Origin of the sequence: Liquorilactobacillus mali KCTC 3596 = DSM 20444, assembly GCF_000260415.1 — a bacterium.
Taxonomy (GTDB): domain Bacteria; phylum Bacillota; class Bacilli; order Lactobacillales; family Lactobacillaceae; genus Liquorilactobacillus; species Liquorilactobacillus mali.
Map to the genome: position 1 here is coordinate 1 of NZ_BACP01000042.1, position 18,863 is coordinate 18,863.

At 37.1% G+C, this 18,863-nt stretch carries 13 protein-coding genes; 11 read left to right on the forward strand and 2 right to left on the reverse strand.

The genetic code is table 11. The features are described from left to right. Positions 1–156 precede the first annotated feature (156 nt). From GSM_RS07780 to glmS, 5 genes are all read left to right on the forward strand, one after another. Positions 157–1,962 (forward strand): PTS mannitol transporter subunit IIBC, encoded by a 1,806-nt coding sequence (locus GSM_RS07780; RefSeq protein ID WP_010078067.1) that lies wholly within the window; start codon positions 157–159, stop codon positions 1,960–1,962. Between the two features lie 15 nt (positions 1,963–1,977). Continuing rightward, complete coding sequence (locus GSM_RS07785; protein WP_003690966.1) at positions 1,978–4,047, forward strand: BglG family transcription antiterminator; 2,070 nt, start codon at positions 1,978–1,980, stop codon at positions 4,045–4,047. Between the two features lie 8 nt (positions 4,048–4,055). Further along, the gene (locus tag GSM_RS07790) at positions 4,056–4,499 is read left to right on the forward strand and encodes a PTS mannitol transporter subunit IIA (protein ID WP_003690965.1); all 444 of its coding nucleotides are present in this window, start codon (positions 4,056–4,058) and stop codon (positions 4,497–4,499) included. Further along, the gene (locus tag GSM_RS07795; protein ID WP_003690961.1) at positions 4,499–5,653 is read left to right on the forward strand and encodes a mannitol-1-phosphate 5-dehydrogenase; all 1,155 of its coding nucleotides are present in this window, start codon (positions 4,499–4,501) and stop codon (positions 5,651–5,653) included. Before GSM_RS07790 ends, GSM_RS07795 begins: the two co-directional genes overlap by 1 nt. Positions 5,654–5,893: 240 nt before the next feature. Further along, positions 5,894–7,714, forward strand: coding sequence for a glutamine--fructose-6-phosphate transaminase (isomerizing) (glmS, locus tag GSM_RS07800; RefSeq protein WP_003690959.1), 1,821 nt, complete (start codon positions 5,894–5,896; stop codon positions 7,712–7,714). Between the two features lie 155 nt (positions 7,715–7,869). Here glmS and GSM_RS07805 read toward each other — a convergent pair whose 3' ends face one another. Next, complete coding sequence (locus GSM_RS07805) at positions 7,870–8,946, reverse strand: glycosyltransferase (RefSeq protein WP_003690958.1); 1,077 nt, start codon at positions 8,944–8,946, stop codon at positions 7,870–7,872. A gap of 474 nt (positions 8,947–9,420) precedes the next feature. Between GSM_RS07805 and GSM_RS07810 the strand changes: the two genes are divergently transcribed. From GSM_RS07810 to cydC, 4 genes are read left to right on the forward strand one after another with little or no spacing between them, the layout of a single operon-like run. After that, complete coding sequence (locus GSM_RS07810; protein ID WP_003690956.1) at positions 9,421–10,839, forward strand: cytochrome ubiquinol oxidase subunit I; 1,419 nt, start codon at positions 9,421–9,423, stop codon at positions 10,837–10,839. Continuing rightward, positions 10,839–11,855 (forward strand): cytochrome d ubiquinol oxidase subunit II, encoded by a 1,017-nt coding sequence (gene cydB, locus GSM_RS07815; protein ID WP_003690954.1) that lies wholly within the window; start codon positions 10,839–10,841, stop codon positions 11,853–11,855. Before GSM_RS07810 ends, cydB begins: the two co-directional genes overlap by 1 nt. Continuing rightward, entirely contained in the window at positions 11,855–13,570 is a 1,716-nt protein-coding gene (cydD, locus tag GSM_RS07820; protein WP_003690953.1) for a thiol reductant ABC exporter subunit CydD, read from the forward strand. The genes cydB and cydD overlap by 1 nt, the downstream gene beginning before the upstream one ends. Position 13,571: 1 nt before the next feature. Further along, the gene (gene cydC, locus GSM_RS07825; protein WP_003690951.1) at positions 13,572–15,332 is read left to right on the forward strand and encodes a thiol reductant ABC exporter subunit CydC; all 1,761 of its coding nucleotides are present in this window, start codon (positions 13,572–13,574) and stop codon (positions 15,330–15,332) included. A gap of 199 nt (positions 15,333–15,531) precedes the next feature. On the opposite strand, the gene GSM_RS07830 is transcribed toward cydC, so the two are convergent. Next, positions 15,532–16,512, reverse strand: a complete 981-nt coding sequence (locus tag GSM_RS07830) for a polyprenyl synthetase family protein (protein WP_003690949.1) — start codon at positions 16,510–16,512, stop codon at positions 15,532–15,534. Between the two features lie 105 nt (positions 16,513–16,617). On the opposite strand from GSM_RS07830, the gene GSM_RS07835 reads away from it, so the two are divergent. Beyond that, positions 16,618–17,529, forward strand: coding sequence for a prenyltransferase (locus tag GSM_RS07835; protein WP_003690947.1), 912 nt, complete (start codon positions 16,618–16,620; stop codon positions 17,527–17,529). An 18-nt stretch (positions 17,530–17,547) separates the two neighbouring features. Beyond that, complete coding sequence (locus tag GSM_RS07840) at positions 17,548–18,756, forward strand: NAD(P)/FAD-dependent oxidoreductase (protein WP_003690945.1); 1,209 nt, start codon at positions 17,548–17,550, stop codon at positions 18,754–18,756. The last annotated feature ends 107 nt before the right edge of the window (positions 18,757–18,863 follow it).

Sequence of the window (18,863 nt, forward strand, 5' to 3'; positions counted from 1 at the left end):
AGCCCCCTTTTTTGTGGAAAAAAAGGTAAATAATATGCATGTGAAATTATTAACTTAGTATGACACACAATTTTGTGACTTAATGGCATTTACTTTGTATTGAAAACGCTTGCATAAGAAATGTAAAATAGGAGATGTAAAAAGGAGGGATTTTTAATGGAAATGAAGAAATCAAAAAATTCGCTTAAGGCTAAAATCCAGAAACTAGGTACCAGTCTTAGCGGAATGATCATGCCTAATATAGCGGCAATTATTGCTTGGGGTTTAATTACTGCTATATTTATGGCGGCTGGGTGGATTCCAAATAAGCAGATAGCAACGTTAATTGATCCAATGCTTAATTATATGATTCCGCTTTTAATTGCTTATGTTGGTGGTAGAATGGTCTACGAAGAGCGTGGGGCAGTTGTAGGTGCAATCGCAGTAATGGGTGTGATTGTTGGTTCAAGTGTTCCAATGTTCTTAGGAGCAATGATCATGGGGCCACTTGCTGGTTGGAGTATTAAAAAGTTCGACCAATTGTTTCAAGATAAAATTAAGTCCGGTTTTGAGATGATCTATAATAATTTCTCAAGTGGAATTTTAGGAATGTTATTAGCAATTTTTGGAGTTTTTGTAGTTAATCCACTTGTAACTGCCGGAAGTAATTTCATGAGTAAGGGTGTGGATTGGATTATTTCTATTCACATGTTGCCTCTTGCAAATATTTTCATCGAACCTGCGAAAATATTGTTCTTGAATAATGCGATTGGGAATGGAATTTTAGTACCTTTGGGTATTCAACAAGCTTCTCAATCAGGCAAATCAGTGTTGTTCCTTCTGGAGTCTAATCCAGGGCCCGGGATTGGTATCCTGTTAGCATTTATTATTTTTGGCAAGGGAACAGCAAAGGCTTCTGCACCAGGAGCTGCTATAATTCAGTTCTTTGGAGGAATTCATGAGATTTACTTCCCATACATTCTGATGAAGCCAGCATTGGTTTTTGCAGCTATTGCAGGTGGTGTAAGTGGAACATTCACTTTCCAACTTTTAGGTACAGGATTAAAGGCAGCTGCATCTCCTGGTTCGATCATCGCAATTTTATTGATGACACCAAAGGGTAATTATTTAAAGATTTTGACGGGGGTTCTGGTCGCAGCTATTGTGTCTTTTGTGGTTGCATCGATAATCTTGAAATCTGATAAGTCAATGACAGATGAGGACGACCTTGGAGCACGTCAACGACAGATGGATGCAATGAAGGCTGAGTCAAAAGGTGGTACTGCAACTGCTGTAACTGGTCAAAGTGCTACAGAACAAGTTAAAGAATATGAAGATGTTAAGAAGATTATTTTTGCATGTGATGCTGGGATGGGTTCTTCTGCAATGGGAGCTTCCTTATTAAGAGATAAAGTTAAAAAAGCTGGTATTACAGATATCCCTGTTACCAATACTGCAATTAGTCGTTTGAAAGATGAAGATGGGCTGCTTGTTATTACGCAAGAGGAACTGGCTGAAAGAGCATTACAAAAGACACCAGGGGCAATGCATATTTCAGTTGATAACTTCCTGAGCAGTCCTAAGTATGATGAAGTAGTCCTTAACTTGAAAGCATTGAATCAAATTGCTCCAAGTGAAGAGAAAAAAGACATTTCTGACGAAAGTACGACTGCTGAAATGGGAATACAAAATATAGATTTTAAAGTACTCAAAGAAGTAGATTTTATTCATCATGATCAACAAGTTGGTTCTGCTACAATGGCAGCATCAATGTTCAAGGATCGTTTGAAGAAAGCTGGTAGAAAGATACCGGTCAAGAATATTGGAATAGATGAATTGGAAGATAGTAAAGATAGATTGGTTATTGTGACAAAGGAAGCAGAAAAGAACCTCAAATTGAGATATACAAACGTTCAGATCTTGAGTGTATCTAATCTGCTTGAAGCTGACGAATATGATTCGGTTGTAGCACATTTAAATTAAAAAGGATGATGTAGCTTGATTTTGTTGTCAGAACGCCAGAAAAAGATTCTACAAAAGCTGTGCAAACACGATGAGGGTGTTTCAATGGCTGCAATTGAAGATTCATTGGTGATTAGCAGAAGGACGGTATACCGTGAATTCTCAGAATTAAAATTGTATCTTTTGCAGCATGGCTTAAGGATTGAAAGTAATGATGGTCGCTACTGGCTGAATGGATCAGACGAAAATCGAAAAAAATTAATGACTGAACTGAATAATCAAGCGGCAGAGGTTACGTTATCAAGTAGTCAGAGACAAGCAGCAGTTGTATGCATGCTTTTACTTGGTACCGAACCAATTAAAATATTTTCTTTAGCCATTACATTAGGAGTTAGCGAAAATACTATTCAAAGAGATTTGAAGAGTATTGCAAAGGCCTTGGATGAATACGGAATAGAAGTCGACGCAAAAAAGTCTGTTGGTGTTCAAATCACAGGTGAAGAAGTACAAAAGCGGTTGATATTGTGTGGAATTCTCACAAGTGAAATCAACGAATACGAGTTTTTTGACTATTTGAACTCAACTGATGAGAAGCCAGCTAAGAGTTTCTTTCTGAATTTACTACCAAGAGAGATCTTATTCGAATGTGTTACAGCTCTTAAAGAAACGATGATAGAGCATAATACAAAATCAGATGTACAAGAAGTACAGTGGGTGTTGTTGGTTGCAATATCGATATTGCGAATGAAGACAGCGGTAATTAAGAGCTATTCTGCGGCGAAACAAAAAGGTATTTTCAAATATCGTCAGAAAGTTTTGACAATATTGGATAAGTTCGGAAGTGAGATAAAGGAAAAAATAACTTCTGGAGAAATTGACTTTTTGGCAGTTCAACTGAAGGGTCTTGATTATCACTTTTCAAACGAGAGTTGGTCAAATGATTATGATTTACAGATATCATACGATGTCAAGGAATTGATCAAGTGGGTCTCGGATGCATTTGGTTGGAACTTTGGTCGTGATCGGGACTTATTTGATAGGCTTAGCAAGCATATTACCTTATTGCTGAAAAGTAATACACTCAAGTTACCTAATACAAGGATTGAAACACTTGAAAATGTAAGTCAGCAATATCAAGAACTCTACAAGGCAATTCAAGGTGCTTTGAGCAAAACCTTTCCCGAATTTACTTTTACACCGATGGAAGAACAATTGATACTATTGTATTTTGCAAATAGTTATACCAGTGATTCCAAAATACAAAAAATGAAGACATTAATTGTGTGTCCCAATGGAATCGGGACAGCAAGTATTTTAAAGAGTCGGCTGCAAAGAGAAATAGCTGAGATTCATACTGTGAAAATAGCAAAAGTCTCAGAGCTTAATAAAGTTGATCTTGGACAGTATGATTTAATCTTGTCAACGGTGAGTCTTCCTGGCTTTAGCTGGAATTACTTAGTGGTTAGTCCGCTTCTTCTAGATGAAGAGGTGCAACAGGTTAAGGCTTTGATCAGAAAACTTGGTGGGCGCCGTGAGTATGTGGAAGAGCAAAACAAAAAAGTGGCAGACGCTGTATATGATAAGGGACAGGAAAAATTGGCGCTAATAGCCCAAGAAGTAAATGAGGCAAACAAGTTCGTGGATTCAGTCGAAGTCTCTAAAATTAATAGTACAGGTGATTTAGGGAGCACATTGGACTTAATACTTCAAGTAATTTCGGAGAAAGTTACAAGTGAAAAGCAAGAAGTAAAAGCAGAACTTTTAAAAAGAATACGACTAGCTCCAGTTGGAATTCCGCGAGCAACGATGGCATTGGTCCATGCTACAAATTCTAATGTGAAGAGACCTTTCTTTAACATTTATGACCTTACAGAGCCAATTGACATGTTGGCGATGGATCAGGCTCCAATCAAAGTAAGCAGAATCCTTTTGATGCTGGGTCCGACTCCGATGACAGATTTTCAGAATATTTTAATGGGAACGGTCAGTGGAGCAATCGTAATGAGTAATTTTACTACAGGTATTTTTGAAAAAGGTAATCAGGAACAAGTTCGCGATCTGATAGCCACGCAATTTTTGGAACAAATTGAAATAAAAGGAAAGTGATGATGAAGATGGACTTAGAGAAAGAGATGATCAAGCTTAATCAGCATGTAGCAACCAAGGAAGAAGCTATTCGCCTTGCAGGAAAACTACTTGTGGATAGTGGAGATGTTGAGCCTGAATATGTAGAGTCTATGATTGCTAGAAATGCAGATGTTTCGACATACATGGGGAACTTTATCGCAATCCCCCATGGAACCGAAGAAGGTAAGAAATTTATCAAGAAGACTGGAATTTCAGTTATCCAAATTCCAATGGGAGTTGATTTTTCGGAAGATAGTCAGAATGAGAATGTTGTAACTGTAGTTTTTGGGATAGCAGGCCTAAATGGAGAACATCTAAACTTGTTGTCACAGATAGCACTTTTTTGTAGCGATGTTAATAATGTTGTAAAGCTTGCGGATGCGCAATCGGAACAAGAAATTATAAACTTGTTGAAAGAGGTCGATAAATAATGAAAGCAGTACATTTTGGAGCAGGTAATATTGGTCGTGGATTTATTGGTGAAACACTTGCAGCCAATGGATTTGAAATTGAATTCGTCGATGTTAATGAAACAATAATCGATGCATTGAATGAGAAGAAAAGCTATACAATCCAGTTAGCTGATGAATCCCAAAAAGAGATTACAGTAACTAATGTCAGGGGCATTAACAACGCTAAAAATCCGGAAAAGGTTGTTCAAGCAATTGCGGATGCAGATATTGTAACAACAGCGATTGGACCAAAGATTCTAAAGTTCATTGCACCATTAATAGCGGATGGGATTGTTGCTAGAAAGGCCGCGGGCAACAAGAATAAAATTGATGTGATTGCCTGCGAGAATATGATTGGTGGAAGTCAAAATCTGAAGAAGGAAGTATACACGCACTTAGCTGACGAAGATCAGAAGTATGCTGATGAGGCAGTTGGATTCCCGAATGCTGCAGTTGATCGGATTGTTCCACTACAAAAACATGAAGATCCATTGTTTGTATCAGTTGAGCCATTTAAAGAATGGGTTGTTGATGAGCATCAGATGAAGGCACCTGAAATAAAATTAAAAAGTGTAGAGTATGCTCCCAATTTGGAACCATATATTGAGAGAAAATTATTCTCTGTAAATACCGGACATGCAACAGTTGCATATACTGGTAAATATAAAGGATACTCAGATATTGGTTCAGCGATAGTTGATGAACAAGTTCTTGAGCAATTAAAGCGAGTTTTGAAAGAGACAGGGGATTTGTTGATTACAAAATGGAACTTTGATCGTGAGAGTCATGAAGCCTATCAACGAAAGATAATCGGCAGATTTGAGAATAAATATTTATCTGATGATATTGCACGGGTCGGAAGAACTCCAATTCGCAAATTAGGGTATGATGAAAGATTCATTCGACCAATTCGTGAAGCAAAAGATAGAGGTCTATCATATGAAGCACTGTTAGAAACAGTTGGGATGATCTACACTTTTGACGAACCTAATGATACTGAAAGTCAAGAATTGAAGAAGCTAATTGCTGATAAACCAATCGAGGATGTTGTAGAACAGACGACAGGATTGAAGGATCGTGAATTAGTAACACAGATTGTTACTTCTTATAAGAAAGCACTTGATAATAAATAACTAAATCCAATTAAAAAAAGACACGTGGCTGAGAGATTATCTGAGCTGCGTGTCTTTTTGGTATATATTAATTCTTTTATTATATATACTCATATACCAATATTTGAATAAGTGTTTGACAACCGTATTAATAGGTATTATATTAGACGTATTCAAGCTATTAATAAATAAAATTTGATATAGACCAATTTTAAAAAATTAATAATTAATTATAAAATGGTTAGGAAGGCTGGTTTTGGTATGTGTGGAATAGTAGGTATTACAGGTAACGAAAATGCGGTTGACATTTTATTGAACGGACTACAACGTTTGGAGTATCGAGGTTACGATTCTGCAGGCATATATGTGAACTCGCAAGATGGCAAAGAGTATCTTGTTAAGGAAAAGGGACGTATTGACGATTTACGTAAGGAAATTGGGGAAGATGTTCACGGCTCAAGCGGAATTGGTCATACAAGATGGGCGACGCATGGAGTACCTAGTAAGGAAAATGCACATCCACATGTTTCAGCAGACGGACGCTTTTTTTTGGTACATAACGGTGTAATCGGGAACTTTGCTGAATTAAAAGCAACTTATCTGCAAGATGTTAAATTTGCTAGCGATACGGATACAGAAGTAATCGTGCAATTGATTGCGAAATTCGCAAAAGAAGAGAATCTTGCAACTAAAGAAGCTTTTAAAAAGGTTATCTCACTAATAGATGAAAGCTCTTCGTATTCGTTCTTATTGATGGATAATCGGGAGCCAGAAACATTGTACGTTGCAAAGAATAAGAGTCCACTTCTAATAGGGGTAGGCAAAGGCTTTAATGTTGTATGTAGTGATGCAATTGCAATGCTTGATCAGACACATGATTTTATTGAGCTTGTTGATGGTGAAATTGTGATTGTCAAACCACAAAGTGTGACAATTGAAGATGCACAGGGAAATATCATTAATCGGAAACCATTCCACGTGGATACAGATGCTTCTGAAGCTGAAAAGGGTGCATATCCTTACTATATGTTGAAAGAGATTGATGAACAGCCTACAGTAATGCGCTCGTTAATTAAGCACTATACGACAGATGATGGGTCAGTAATAATTGATGATGCACTCTTGGATAGTATGAAAAAAGCTGATCGTTTGTATATAGTAGCAGCTGGAACTAGTTACCACGCAGGACTTGTTGGTAAAGAAATTTTTGAAGGATTGGCAAAGGTACCAACAGAAGTTCATGTTGCCTCAGAGTTTGGTTATAATCCACCAATACTGTCTGAGAAGCCTTTCTTTATTTTTTTGACACAAAGTGGAGAGACTGCAGATAGCCGCCAAGTTTTGGCACAAGTCAACAAATGGGGTTACGAAAGTTTAACAATTACAAATGTTGAGAACTCGACATTATCACGTGAGGCAACATTTACACTGTTGTTGTACGCAGGACCTGAGATAGCAGTTGCTTCTACTAAGGCATACACTGGACAGATTGCACTTGAAGCAATTCTCGCAAAGAGACTTGGCGAAGAAAAAGATGTCTCAGCTGCAACTTCATTTAATGTTGCACGTGAGCTTACAACTGTTGCGAATGGGATGCAGGAACTTGTTGATGAAAAGGGACAATATGAACAAATTGCAGCAAATGCCCTTGCGACAACACGTAATGCGTTCTATATTGGCAGGGCAATCGACTATGATGTTGCACAAGAAGCTGCACTGAAGCTAAAAGAAGTATCTTATGTGCAGACTGAGGGATTTGCTTCAGGTGAATTGAAACATGGAACGATCGCGTTAATTGAAGAAGGAACGCCTGTAATTGCAATCATTACTTGTGCGAAGACTGCAAAGCATACTAGGAGCAATACGCAAGAAGTTTTAGCCCGAGGTGCGAACGTTATAAATATCGTAAGTCGTAATCTGGCAGAAGACGGTGATCAAATTATTTTGCCTGATGTACATTCGTTGTTAACTCCGTTGTTGGCTATTGTACCTTGTCAGTTATTGGCTTATTACACAAGTCTTCAACGCGGCTACGATGTTGATAAACCACGTAATCTTGCTAAGAGTGTAACTGTTGAGTAGGAATAAGTTTTGAAAAATAAACAATAGTTTACAAGAAACCGATAGGGACCAGATCAAGTTTTAATTCTTGATCTGGTCCCTATTTTGATCTGATGTCAAAAATATTGATGATCACACCAGTAACTTCAAGAATCCTATTATTAAAAATTTACTAGTCAGATTGTTTCTAACATTACTTTCCACTGCGCAGCAATATTTTGAAGTAAAAAACTTTGAGATCTTTTCAAGGACTTATCTGCCCAATATGCACGTGCTTTCTTACTTTGTGTGAGACGATTAAGTTTTTCAACCAGGTCAGCGACGAGGTGGTCATCAGTGATAATACCAAACTTATTATCTAATAAATACTCGTAAGCACCTGTGTTATACATTGAAATGATGGGCAGGCCAAAGTTCATGGCCTCACCAATCACCAGTGGCATCCCTTCCCAACGTGAGGTCATAAGAAAGATTGAGGAGGTCCGATAGTGTTCTTGTAATTGTTGATCTGCTAGTGTTCCTAGAAGCTGCAGTTTGGACTCCAGGCCTAGTCGCTTAATCTCTTTTTGTAAATCATTAAAGTCTGGCCCATCACCAGCTAATTTGATAGTCCAACCATCTTGAAGCTGGTTAGCCGCGCTGAGCAATAAATCCAAGCCTTTCTGCTGCGTATCAATTCTAGATACCATACTAATAACGGGATTATTCAGGTTAGAGAGTTGATTAACATTAATAGTAAGCGGATTGTATAATAGTACAGACTTAGTTTGATGATTTGAAAACCCTTTCAAATCATGACTTGTCAAAACAACTACCCTATCAGCGGCAGTTAACCCAGCTGTGAATTCTGCTTTCATGAATTGATAGTAATTGTTCATATAAGTCTCATAGCTATTATGCATCCAAGCAACACAATGCATATTAGGGAGTTGATTTTTAATTTTCGGAATAAAACTAGTCAGTAAGCCAGCAGTTAAAATAACTGCATCATATTTGCCAACTTTCAACACCCTAATCAAGTCCGTTATTTGATCTTGGTAATTAATGAGTGGTTCTTTGCCCCTGAAGCTCTTTCCAGTATTTACAGGATATTTTGATGTAATCAGCGGAGCAGTGAGCTTAAAGAAAGAAGCACTATCTGAAAGGGAATAATAATTTACTTCTATTTTTTTGGCGAGTTCGTTGCCAATAACTGTTGAGACTCGTTTGAGTCCATCCATTACTAGATTTTCTACACAAATTAATATCTTCATAATTTACATCTCCTAAGTATGAGATCTTTTCAACTTTACCTACTAAATAATAAGTTTCTCAGCAGAATAAGTTTTGTGCATCGTTAGATACATATCAAAGGCATTTTCTGCTGGCTATTTGGAATTGTTCATAACGAAAGTAGTACCTATCCTCCTCACTTCCTTCAAAGCTACTATAATTTATTGTAATAATAAAGAGAAAAGCATAATTTGCCATTGAAAGGGGTAGTATCGAAAAAAATGATAATTATTGTGGTAGGAAAAATAAAAGTAGTTGGGCAAATTATGTAAATAGAAAAGGTAATATTAAAATTGAATAAAAAAATAGGTTTTTCACAATATTTTATGGTCTAATAATTGATTTTACTTGTTATAGTAGTATATTTTTAGGTGGGTGTGTTTAATGTTCTTACATAGGTTAATGGCATGTGAGGAATATAGGGGCTTTAAAAAAGCAAAAAGGAGGGGTTTCGTATGAGCATTGTTGCACTTGGACGGTTTCAATTTGCGATGACAACAATTTATCATTACTTCTTTGTTCCTTTTTCAATTGGAACGGGATTAGTAGTTGCAATTATGGAAACAATGTATGTTATTACAAAAAAAGACGAATATCTTAAAATGACGAAATTTTGGGGTAATATTTTCCTATTGAGTTTCGCAGTTGGGGTTGTAACTGGTATTATTCAAGAGTTCCAGTTTGGAATGAATTGGTCGGCTTATTCGCGGTTTGTTGGCGATATTTTTGGGGCACCGTTGGCGGTGGAAGCACTGCTTGCTTTCTTCATGGAGTCAACGTTCTTAGGATTATGGATTTTTACATGGAAGATGGTTAGTCCAAAATTACACGTTACTTTTATGTGGATCGTAACACTAGCTTCATCACTATCTGCACTGTGGATTTTGGCAGCTAATAGTTTTATGCAGCATCCTACTGGCTATACGATCAAGAATGGTCATGCTGTTATGACGAGTTTCAGTGCACTTTTAAAGAATCCGCAATTGTGGTACGAATTTGGTCATGTAATTGCTGCCGCAATTGTAACCGGCGGTATAATTATTACAGGATTATCAGCATTCCAGTTACTTAAGAAAAAAGAGGGGAATCCTGACTTTTATAAAAAATCGATGCACATCGGTTTACTGGTGGCTTTATTCGGGTCAATTGCAGTTTTAACAGCTGGAGATCTTCAGATGAAGGCACTTGTAAAAGAACAGCCAATGAAGTTTGCAGCAACTGAAGGGCTATATAAAAATTCTGGTGATCCTGCTTCATGGACACTTGTAGCATGGGCAAATGAGAATGGTCATAAGCGTGTTTGGGGTATTGAAGTTCCCTATGTATTGAGTATTTTGGCATATGATGAGCCATCTGGTTCTGTTAAAGGAATGAATGCCATAAACAAACAATTGGTTAAAGAATATGGAAACCGTAATTATTATCCACCTGTTAATACACTTTTTTGGAGTTTTAGAATAATGGCTGGTTTTGGAACATTGATGTTGCTCGTTTCTCTACTAGGTTTGTTCTTTACCAGAAAGAAAAATCAGCTTTTATATCGTCAGAAATGGATGTTGTGGATTTTAGGGTTATGTACTTTCACACCGTTCTTAGCTAATACTACTGGCTGGCTAGTAACAGAATTAGGACGTTATCCATGGACTGTTTATGGCTTATTTACTATCAAACAAAGTATTTCGCCAAATGTTTCAGTTGCATCATTATTAATATCAAATACTGTCTATTTCCTCTTATTCACTGGCATAGGGGCAACAATGATTTCATTGGTTGTTCGTGAGCTTAAAAAGGGCCCAGATTATGAAGAAAAGCTTGATGAAGAGGAAAAAAGAGCTGCTAAGATTGATCCGTTTGATAAGGAGGCATTTGAATAATGAGTGGATTACAGTTACTATGGTTTATTTTAATCGCAGTTTTATTCTCAGGCTTCTTTTTTCTTGAGGGCTTCGATTTTGGTGTAGGGATGGCAGTTCAATCTCTTACGCATAATGAGAATGAAAAAGATCAGATTGTAGCAACAATTGGACCTGTTTGGGATGGCAATGAAGTATGGTTAATAACAGCAGGAGGAGCATTGTTTGCCTCATATCCCTTCTGGTATGCCACATTATTCAGTGGGTACTACTTGATACTATTAATGATACTAGCAGGACTTATTGTTCGTGGTGTATCGTTTGAATTTAGAAAGAATGTTCCAGCTAAGCGGAAGCAGTTTTGGAATTGGACACTCTCTATTGGCAGTTTGATTGTGCCATTTTTCTTTGGTGTAATGTTTATTAGTATGATTGAAGGTATGCCAATAGATGCTGATGGTAATATGTCAGCTACATTTGGCGATTACATCAATTTATTTTCAGTTGTTGGTGGTGTCGCAATGGTCTTGCTTAGTTACTTACATGGACTAAACTATATTGCTCTTAAGACAACTGGTCCCATTCGTGATCGTGCTAAAAATTACGCAAAATTTTTATATGGAATTTTGTATATTGGCTTAGTTGCATTTGCTGTTTTAATGTATTTTGAAACTGATTTCTTCAAGATGCATTTTGCAACTACCTTGATTCTGCTCGTATTGATGGTTGTATTAACGGTAATTGCCAATGTTGCGGTTATGAAAGCTGCTGAAATAACAACTTTTGTAGCAAGTGGTGCAACTTTTGTAGCACTAGTAGCACTAATTTTCACGGGTATGTTCCCAAGAGTGATGATTAGCTCAATTAGTTCTAAGTATGATCTATTGATTACGAATTCTTCATCTAGTCCATATACGCTGAAAATTATGTCATATACAGCAATTATGTTCTTGCCGTTAGTTTTAGCATATATTGGATGGACTTATTACGTTTTTAGAAGAAGAGTAAAACATGCACCGGTTTTGGAGACGAAATAATGATTGATAAAAAGCTGATGTTGTTGCCGGGAATAAAAAAGATATTATTAATCCTGACTGGATTGGCTTTAATGCAAGCTGTCGCAATTGTTGGACAAGCTTGCTTTTTGTCGACAGCAATAGTTAACCTGTGGAGTGGAAATGGGTTGGTTAGTCAATTTAAGTGGATTTTACTATTTTTCTTGTGCTATGCAATTAGACACCTGGTTAATTTCTATCGTGAGGAATTGCTGGATAAATATGCTGCTGAACAGGCTGGCAATATACGCGGGAAACTTTTGAAAAAGATTTTTTATCTTGGACCAATTGTTATTCAAAGTAATGGTACCGGTAATACCACAACAATGGCACTTGAAGGAATTGATCAGGTTGAAGATTATCTGCATCTTATTTTTGCTAAGGTTACAACTTTGATGATTGTTCCATGGGTCGTCCTAGTAGCAATTTTTTACTTCGATTGGGAATCGGCTGCGTTTTTGCTAGGTATTTTTCCTGTTATTATTATTTTTATGATTGTATTGGGATATGCTGCTCAATCAAGGGCTGACAGGCAATATGCTTCATATCAGATGCTGTCCAATCATTTTGTTGATTCTCTCAGAGGAATCGACACTTTAAAATACTTTGGCCTTAGTAAGCGTTATGCCAATAGTATCTTCAAAACAAGTGAAAAATTCCGTAAGGCAACTCTTAACACACTGAAGATTGCAATTCTCTCAACATTTGCATTGGATTTTTTTACAACTCTCTCGATAGCCGTTGTCGCTGTTTTTCTGGGATTGCGGTTAATAGATGGTCACATGGTTCTTTACCCAGCGTTAACGATTCTGATTCTTAGTCCAGAATATTTTCTGCCTATTAGAGATTTTTCGAGTGACTATCATGCAACGTTGAATGGAAAGAATGCGTTAGGTGCAATAAATAAGATTCTGGATGTGTTAGAACCGACAATTTTACCGCTTTCTATCGATAAGTGGAATAATTCTTCACGGTTGAAATTCAGTAATCTGAATTTTTCTTATGCAGAAAACAAGCCAGCATTAAAGAAAATAAATCTTGCAGTTTCTGGGTATAAAAAAGTTGGAATTATTGGATTAAGTGGTTCAGGTAAATCTACGCTAATCAATATTCTAAGTGGTTTTTTGGACCCAAATGAGGCAGTTATTAGGTTTAATGATGAAGAAACCACTTCTTTTGCTCAAAAAGATTGGCAGAAGCAACTTATATACATTCCGCAGAACCCCTATATATTTAAGGGAACATTGCGAGATAATGTTGTATTCTATCAACCTGAAGCAACAATGGAACAGGTTAAACAGGCTGTAGAAGTTGTTGGGCTGAATGAACTGGTTTCAGAATTACCAATGGGACTAGATACGCAAATTGGTGAGGGTGCACGTGCACTTAGTGGTGGACAAGCACAGCGAATAGCTTTGGCTCGAGCCTTTTTGGATAAACAGCGGAAAGTTCTTTTGTTTGATGAACCCACGGCTCACTTGGATATTGAAACTGAAGTGGAGTTAAAAGAAAGAATGCTACCTTTGATGGAGAACCATTTGGTGTTCTTTGCTACTCATAGATTACATTGGATGAAAGAAATGGATTTGATTTTGGTAATGGATAAAGGGGAAGTAGTTGAGTCTGGAACCTTGGATGAATTACGACAAAGTGATGGGGCTTTTGCGGAATTAACACGGTCTTTGAGGAGAAGATAAGATGAAGATATTTAAGTTATTCAAAAAAGATACTTGGATTAGACCATTTTTAGGTAAATATCGTAAGTCGCTCTTCTTTGCACTGACGCTAGGCTTTATGACTTTCTTTTGTGGCGGTGCTCTCATGTTTAATTCGGGTTTTTTAATTAGTAAATCCGCTGCACATCCTGAAAATATACTTCTAGTATATGTGCCAATAGTATTAACACGAGCTTTTGGGATAGGGCGACCTGTTTTCAGGTACTTGGAGCGCCTGACTAGTCATAATTGGGTACTGAAACTAACTTCAGAATTACGCTTAAAGCTATATAGAGTATTGGAAAAGGATGCAGTTTTTTTTAAGAATAAGTATCAGACGGGAGATATTTTAGGATTGCTATCAGAAGATATTGATCATATTCAAAACTTGTATCTAAGAACGGTTTTTCCGACAGTAATAGCGTGGATACTCACTGTTTTTATTGTGATAGCTCTTGGCATCTTTTCATTGTGGTTTGCATTGGTAATGCTGCTATTGCTTTGTGTACAAGTTATTTTGTTCCCACTCATGGCAATTCTCGTTAATGGTGCGCGGCAAGAGAAACAGAAAATGTTAAAGAATGAGCTTTATACAGAGCTTACGGATAATATTTTGGGTGTTTCTGATTGGATATTCAGTCAACGAGGGAAAGAATATTTAGAGTTTCATAAGGAGATTGAAGATAAGCTTCATCATGTGACACGAGCAATCAAAAAGAGCAATCATTACCGTAATACTGGAGTTCAATTAATGTTTGGAGTGATAGCGATTGCCCTGTTGCTTTGGTCAGGAATGCAATTTCCTGGAAATCATGGGGGCGCAGCCAATTGGATTGCAGCGTTTGTATTGGTTATTTTTCCGTTGATTGATGCATTTGCACCGTTGAATGACGCTGCTCAAGAAACAAATATTTATCAAGATTCGCTGAAACGCTTAAACGGACTATCAAATGAATCTTCTGATGAGAGAAAGCCAAGTGAAAGCATCAAGCAATTGAATGCACCTTTTGTACTAACAGTAAACAATCTTAGTTATCATTATCCAGATGATAATAAACAAGTTTTGAATGACTTAACTCTCAGTGTTGGCAGTGGACAAAAACTGGCAATTTTAGGACGAAGCGGTTCAGGTAAGACAACGCTAGCTAAATTGTTGCGTGGAGACTTGGAGCCAAGTGTAGGCAGTCTGAAGTTGAATGGAATAGATGTGAGTGATCTTGGTGAATCAGTCAGCGACTATATTGGTGTCATCCATCAAGCTCCATATCTTTTTAATACGACAATCAGTAATAATCTGAGAATTGGAAATGAAGACGCAACTACTGCTAGTCTCTGGCAGGTATTAGAGCGTGTAGGGTTGAAGAATCTTGTGACAAGCCTTCCCGAAGGACTTGAAACAGTAGTCGATGAGGCTGGTCTTCGTTTCTCTGGGGGAGAACGGCACAGGTTGGCATTAGCTAGGATACTGTTGAAGAATACCCCAATAGTGATATTAGATGAGCCAACAGTCAGTCTTGATCCTCTGACTGAACAAGACTTGATAGAGACATTCATGAAGCAATTAGAGGGAAAAACGATAATTTGGATTACGCATCATTTGCAGGGATTATCAATGATGGATAAAGTGATTTTTATCGAGGATGGAAAACTTAAAATTGAAGGATCTCCTGATGAACTTGCATCTTCCAACGAGCATTACAAGAAACTCCTAGCAATTGACCATGGTGATTATGTTGTTGAATAAATAAGGGTGGCTAATGGTGATAATTATTGAGCTGAGTGTTTTTCCCGCGATGGTTCATTAGTTTACTAGAAAATAGCTTACTAAAAAGTCACACTCTGCGAAAAAGGAGAATGTGACTCTATGGAAGTTGTTCATACGAGAACAATAAAAGGACTGGATTAAAACTTAGCATTTGGGCCAGTCCTTTCTAGGCGTTTTTTTAGAACTTACGATTTAGTAAGCTTGTTGTTAATTCTTTGATACTGGCTGTAATCTTATTTTGAGGTAATTTATCAATGTCTTCTAGTGCCTTTCTTGTGTATCCTTGGGCAAAGAAAATTGCATCTTTCACACCACCAAGCTTGTGAACTAGATTACTTACATTTTTGATTTCAGTAACTGAAATATTTTGTTTTTTATCTAAAAAAGGAGCAAAAGCTTGGGGCTTCTTTGCAATTGCAAATAGCAGTGGTGAAGTATAGACACCTTGAGCCAAATCTTCTAACACAGGTTTTTTTAAAATTTTACTTGAGGAAGTATAATCCAAGATATCGTCATAAATTTGAAAGGCGATGCCAATATTTTCACCTATTGAGGCTGCTATTTGGGTTATTTCAGGAGAGCTTTTGCCGAAGTAAGCTCCCTCCAAGCATGCTAGGCGAAATAGTTCAGCTGTTTTTCCCTTGACATTTTCAACATAGTTCTCAATTGTCTGTTTTTGATTAAACCGAGCATGCATTTGGCTGAGTTCTCCAAATAAGAGTTTTTTCATCGCTGTGGCATTATCTTTCATCATAGACATGCCATTCATGGTATCAATCAATAATTCAAAGAATGCTGTGAACAGCAAGTCGCCTGCATAAACGGCAACATCTTTTCCGAAGTTAGACTGAATCGTAACTACGCCATGTCTTAAGGGAGAATCATCAATGATATCATCATGGACGAGTGTAGCTTTATGTAATATTTCTAAAGAAGCAGCGACTCTAAGTAGTTGTTCTTCATTTTGTTCATGGTTATCACCAAGTTCTGCAAAAAGAAAAAACAGACCAGGACGTAACATTTTTCCCTGTTCTTGAGATAAATCAGCAAGCAATTGTTGTACATCAGGGTTATCAGTGCTGAGATGTTCGTTGATTAAGGAACTAACAGTATTGAGTTTTTGAGCAACATTTGGATAGTGAGACCATATATCTAGCATATTAACATTGAATTCCTTTCCGGTGAACTATGAGCATAATATGTTCTACACTATATTAAACCAAAATCAGCAGTTTAGCTATAATAAAGAGAAGGAGTGATTTAATTGACTGTTCCAGTTTTCTTAGAATTAGTTGAAATAAAGGCTAAAACAGCAAGTATCCTACCATTTTTATTGGGGGCATGTTTTAGCTGGTTCAACTATCATTCGTTAAATCTTGGATTACTAGTTATGTTTTTTATTGCAATGTTTTTATTCAATATGGCCGTTGATATTTTAGATAATTACAACGATTTTCAAAATGCAACTGAGGAACATGATTATAAAAAGAAAACTAATATTATTGGGCGTGAGAATCTATCTTTAAAACTTGTTTTTGGGATTATGGTTGGAATGATTGCTGTATCAGCGATTATTGGGCTTTTTCTGTCCTATGTAACAGGTTGGCCATTATTAATAATGGGGGGAATTTGTTACCTTGTAGGAATTTTTTATTCCTCAGGGCCGAGGCCGCTTTCCAGCTTGCCTCTAGGAGAAGTTTTTTCCGGCCCCACAATGGGTTTTATGATTACATTAATTTGTGTATACATTAATTCATACCAGAATTTTTCGTGGGGTTTGGTGAACGTAGGGGCAATATTGTTAATTTCATTACCTAATACTATGTGGATTTCGAATCTAATGCTGGCTAATAATATCTGTGACCTTGCGGAGGATGAAAAAAATAAAAGATTTACCTTAGTTCATTATATTGGAAAGAGACATTCACTACAGTTATTTGTTATAATGAACTTTGTAGCTATAATTGCTCTGGTGGCTGCACCCGTTTTGAAAATTGCACCTTGGACGATGTTGCTGTCCTTGGTTGCATTGCCAGTTATCGTTAGACAAGTTATGATTTTTTTCAACAAACAAGTCAAGAAGGAGACGTTTAGCTGTGCAATCAAAATACTCGCCATTGGAGCTGTAAGTCAAACATTAACTTTTTTGATTTACATGCCATTCATTAATAATTAAGAAGAAGGAGATGCAGAAATGAAGGAAATAGTTATTTTAGGTGCAGGGTACGCTGGATTACGTGCTCTTCATCGACTACAAGCAAACGTGGGTGATTTTCATATTACTCTTGTTGACCGCAATAGTTATCATTATGAGGCAACTGATTTACATGAGGTTGCCGCAGGTACTCAATCAAAGGAAAAGATTACTTATGCAATAACTGATGTTGTTAAACCTTCAGTGACAACATTTATTCAGGCTAAGGTTGAAACAATCGATCGTGAAACAAAAAAGGTCACGTTGGATAATGGACAGGTTCTTAACTATGATTATGCAATTGTTTCTCTTGGGTTCCGTTCAGAATCATTTGGAATTGCTGGCGTTGAAGACAACGCACTTGAGATGGTAGACGTTGATAGTGCAGAGAAGGTATACCACCATATTGTTGAACGAATGCAAGACTACAGTAAGACACAGAATCTAGATGACCTGAAGATCGTCGTGTGTGGTGCCGGTTTTACAGGTATCGAACTTTTAGGCTCACTTACAGAATCTCGTTCATCTTTAGCTAAGATTGCTGGAGTATCTGCTGATCAGATAGAAATCTATTGTGTTGAAGCTGTTACTCGTCTTTTACCAATGTTTGATGAGAAACTGGCTGATTATGGGATTTCTAGTTTGAAGAACTGGGGTATCAAGTTCCTTACTGGTAAACCTATTAAAGAAATCAAACCAAATACAGTTATCTATCAGGACGACAAAGAAACTGGTGCGACTAAGGAACTTTCTGCAAATACCATCATCTGGACAACAGGTGTAAGTGGCAGCAAAGTGATGGAAACTTCTGGTTTCTCACAGAGACGTGGGCGCGTTATTGTGAGTGATAACCTGACAGACCCTGACTTTGATAATGTTTATATTGTTGGGGATGTTTCGGCATTCATGAATAAGGAAAACAACCGACCATATCCAACAACAGCACAAGTTGCTCTTAAAATGGGTGATTACGCTGCAAAACATTTACTTGCACAATTAAGGGGCAATGAAATCGAAAAGTTTACCTTTAAATCACTTGGCTCTGTTGCTTCTATCGGAAATACCCATGCATTCGGTATGGTTGGTAAGTCAGCAGTCAAAGGTTATCCAGCATCATTTGTTAAGAAAGCGATTATGGATAAGTCATTATTTGCTACTGGTGGTGTCAAAGAAGTACTTGCTAAGGGACGTTTCGATTTGTATCATTAGAGAGTCTAGCCGTAAATTGTGAATAAGTCTTAGATTGATAATGTTTATAATTTGATCAAGTCTTAGAGTCAATTTTAGTTTTGAAACATACTTATTTTTAATCAATA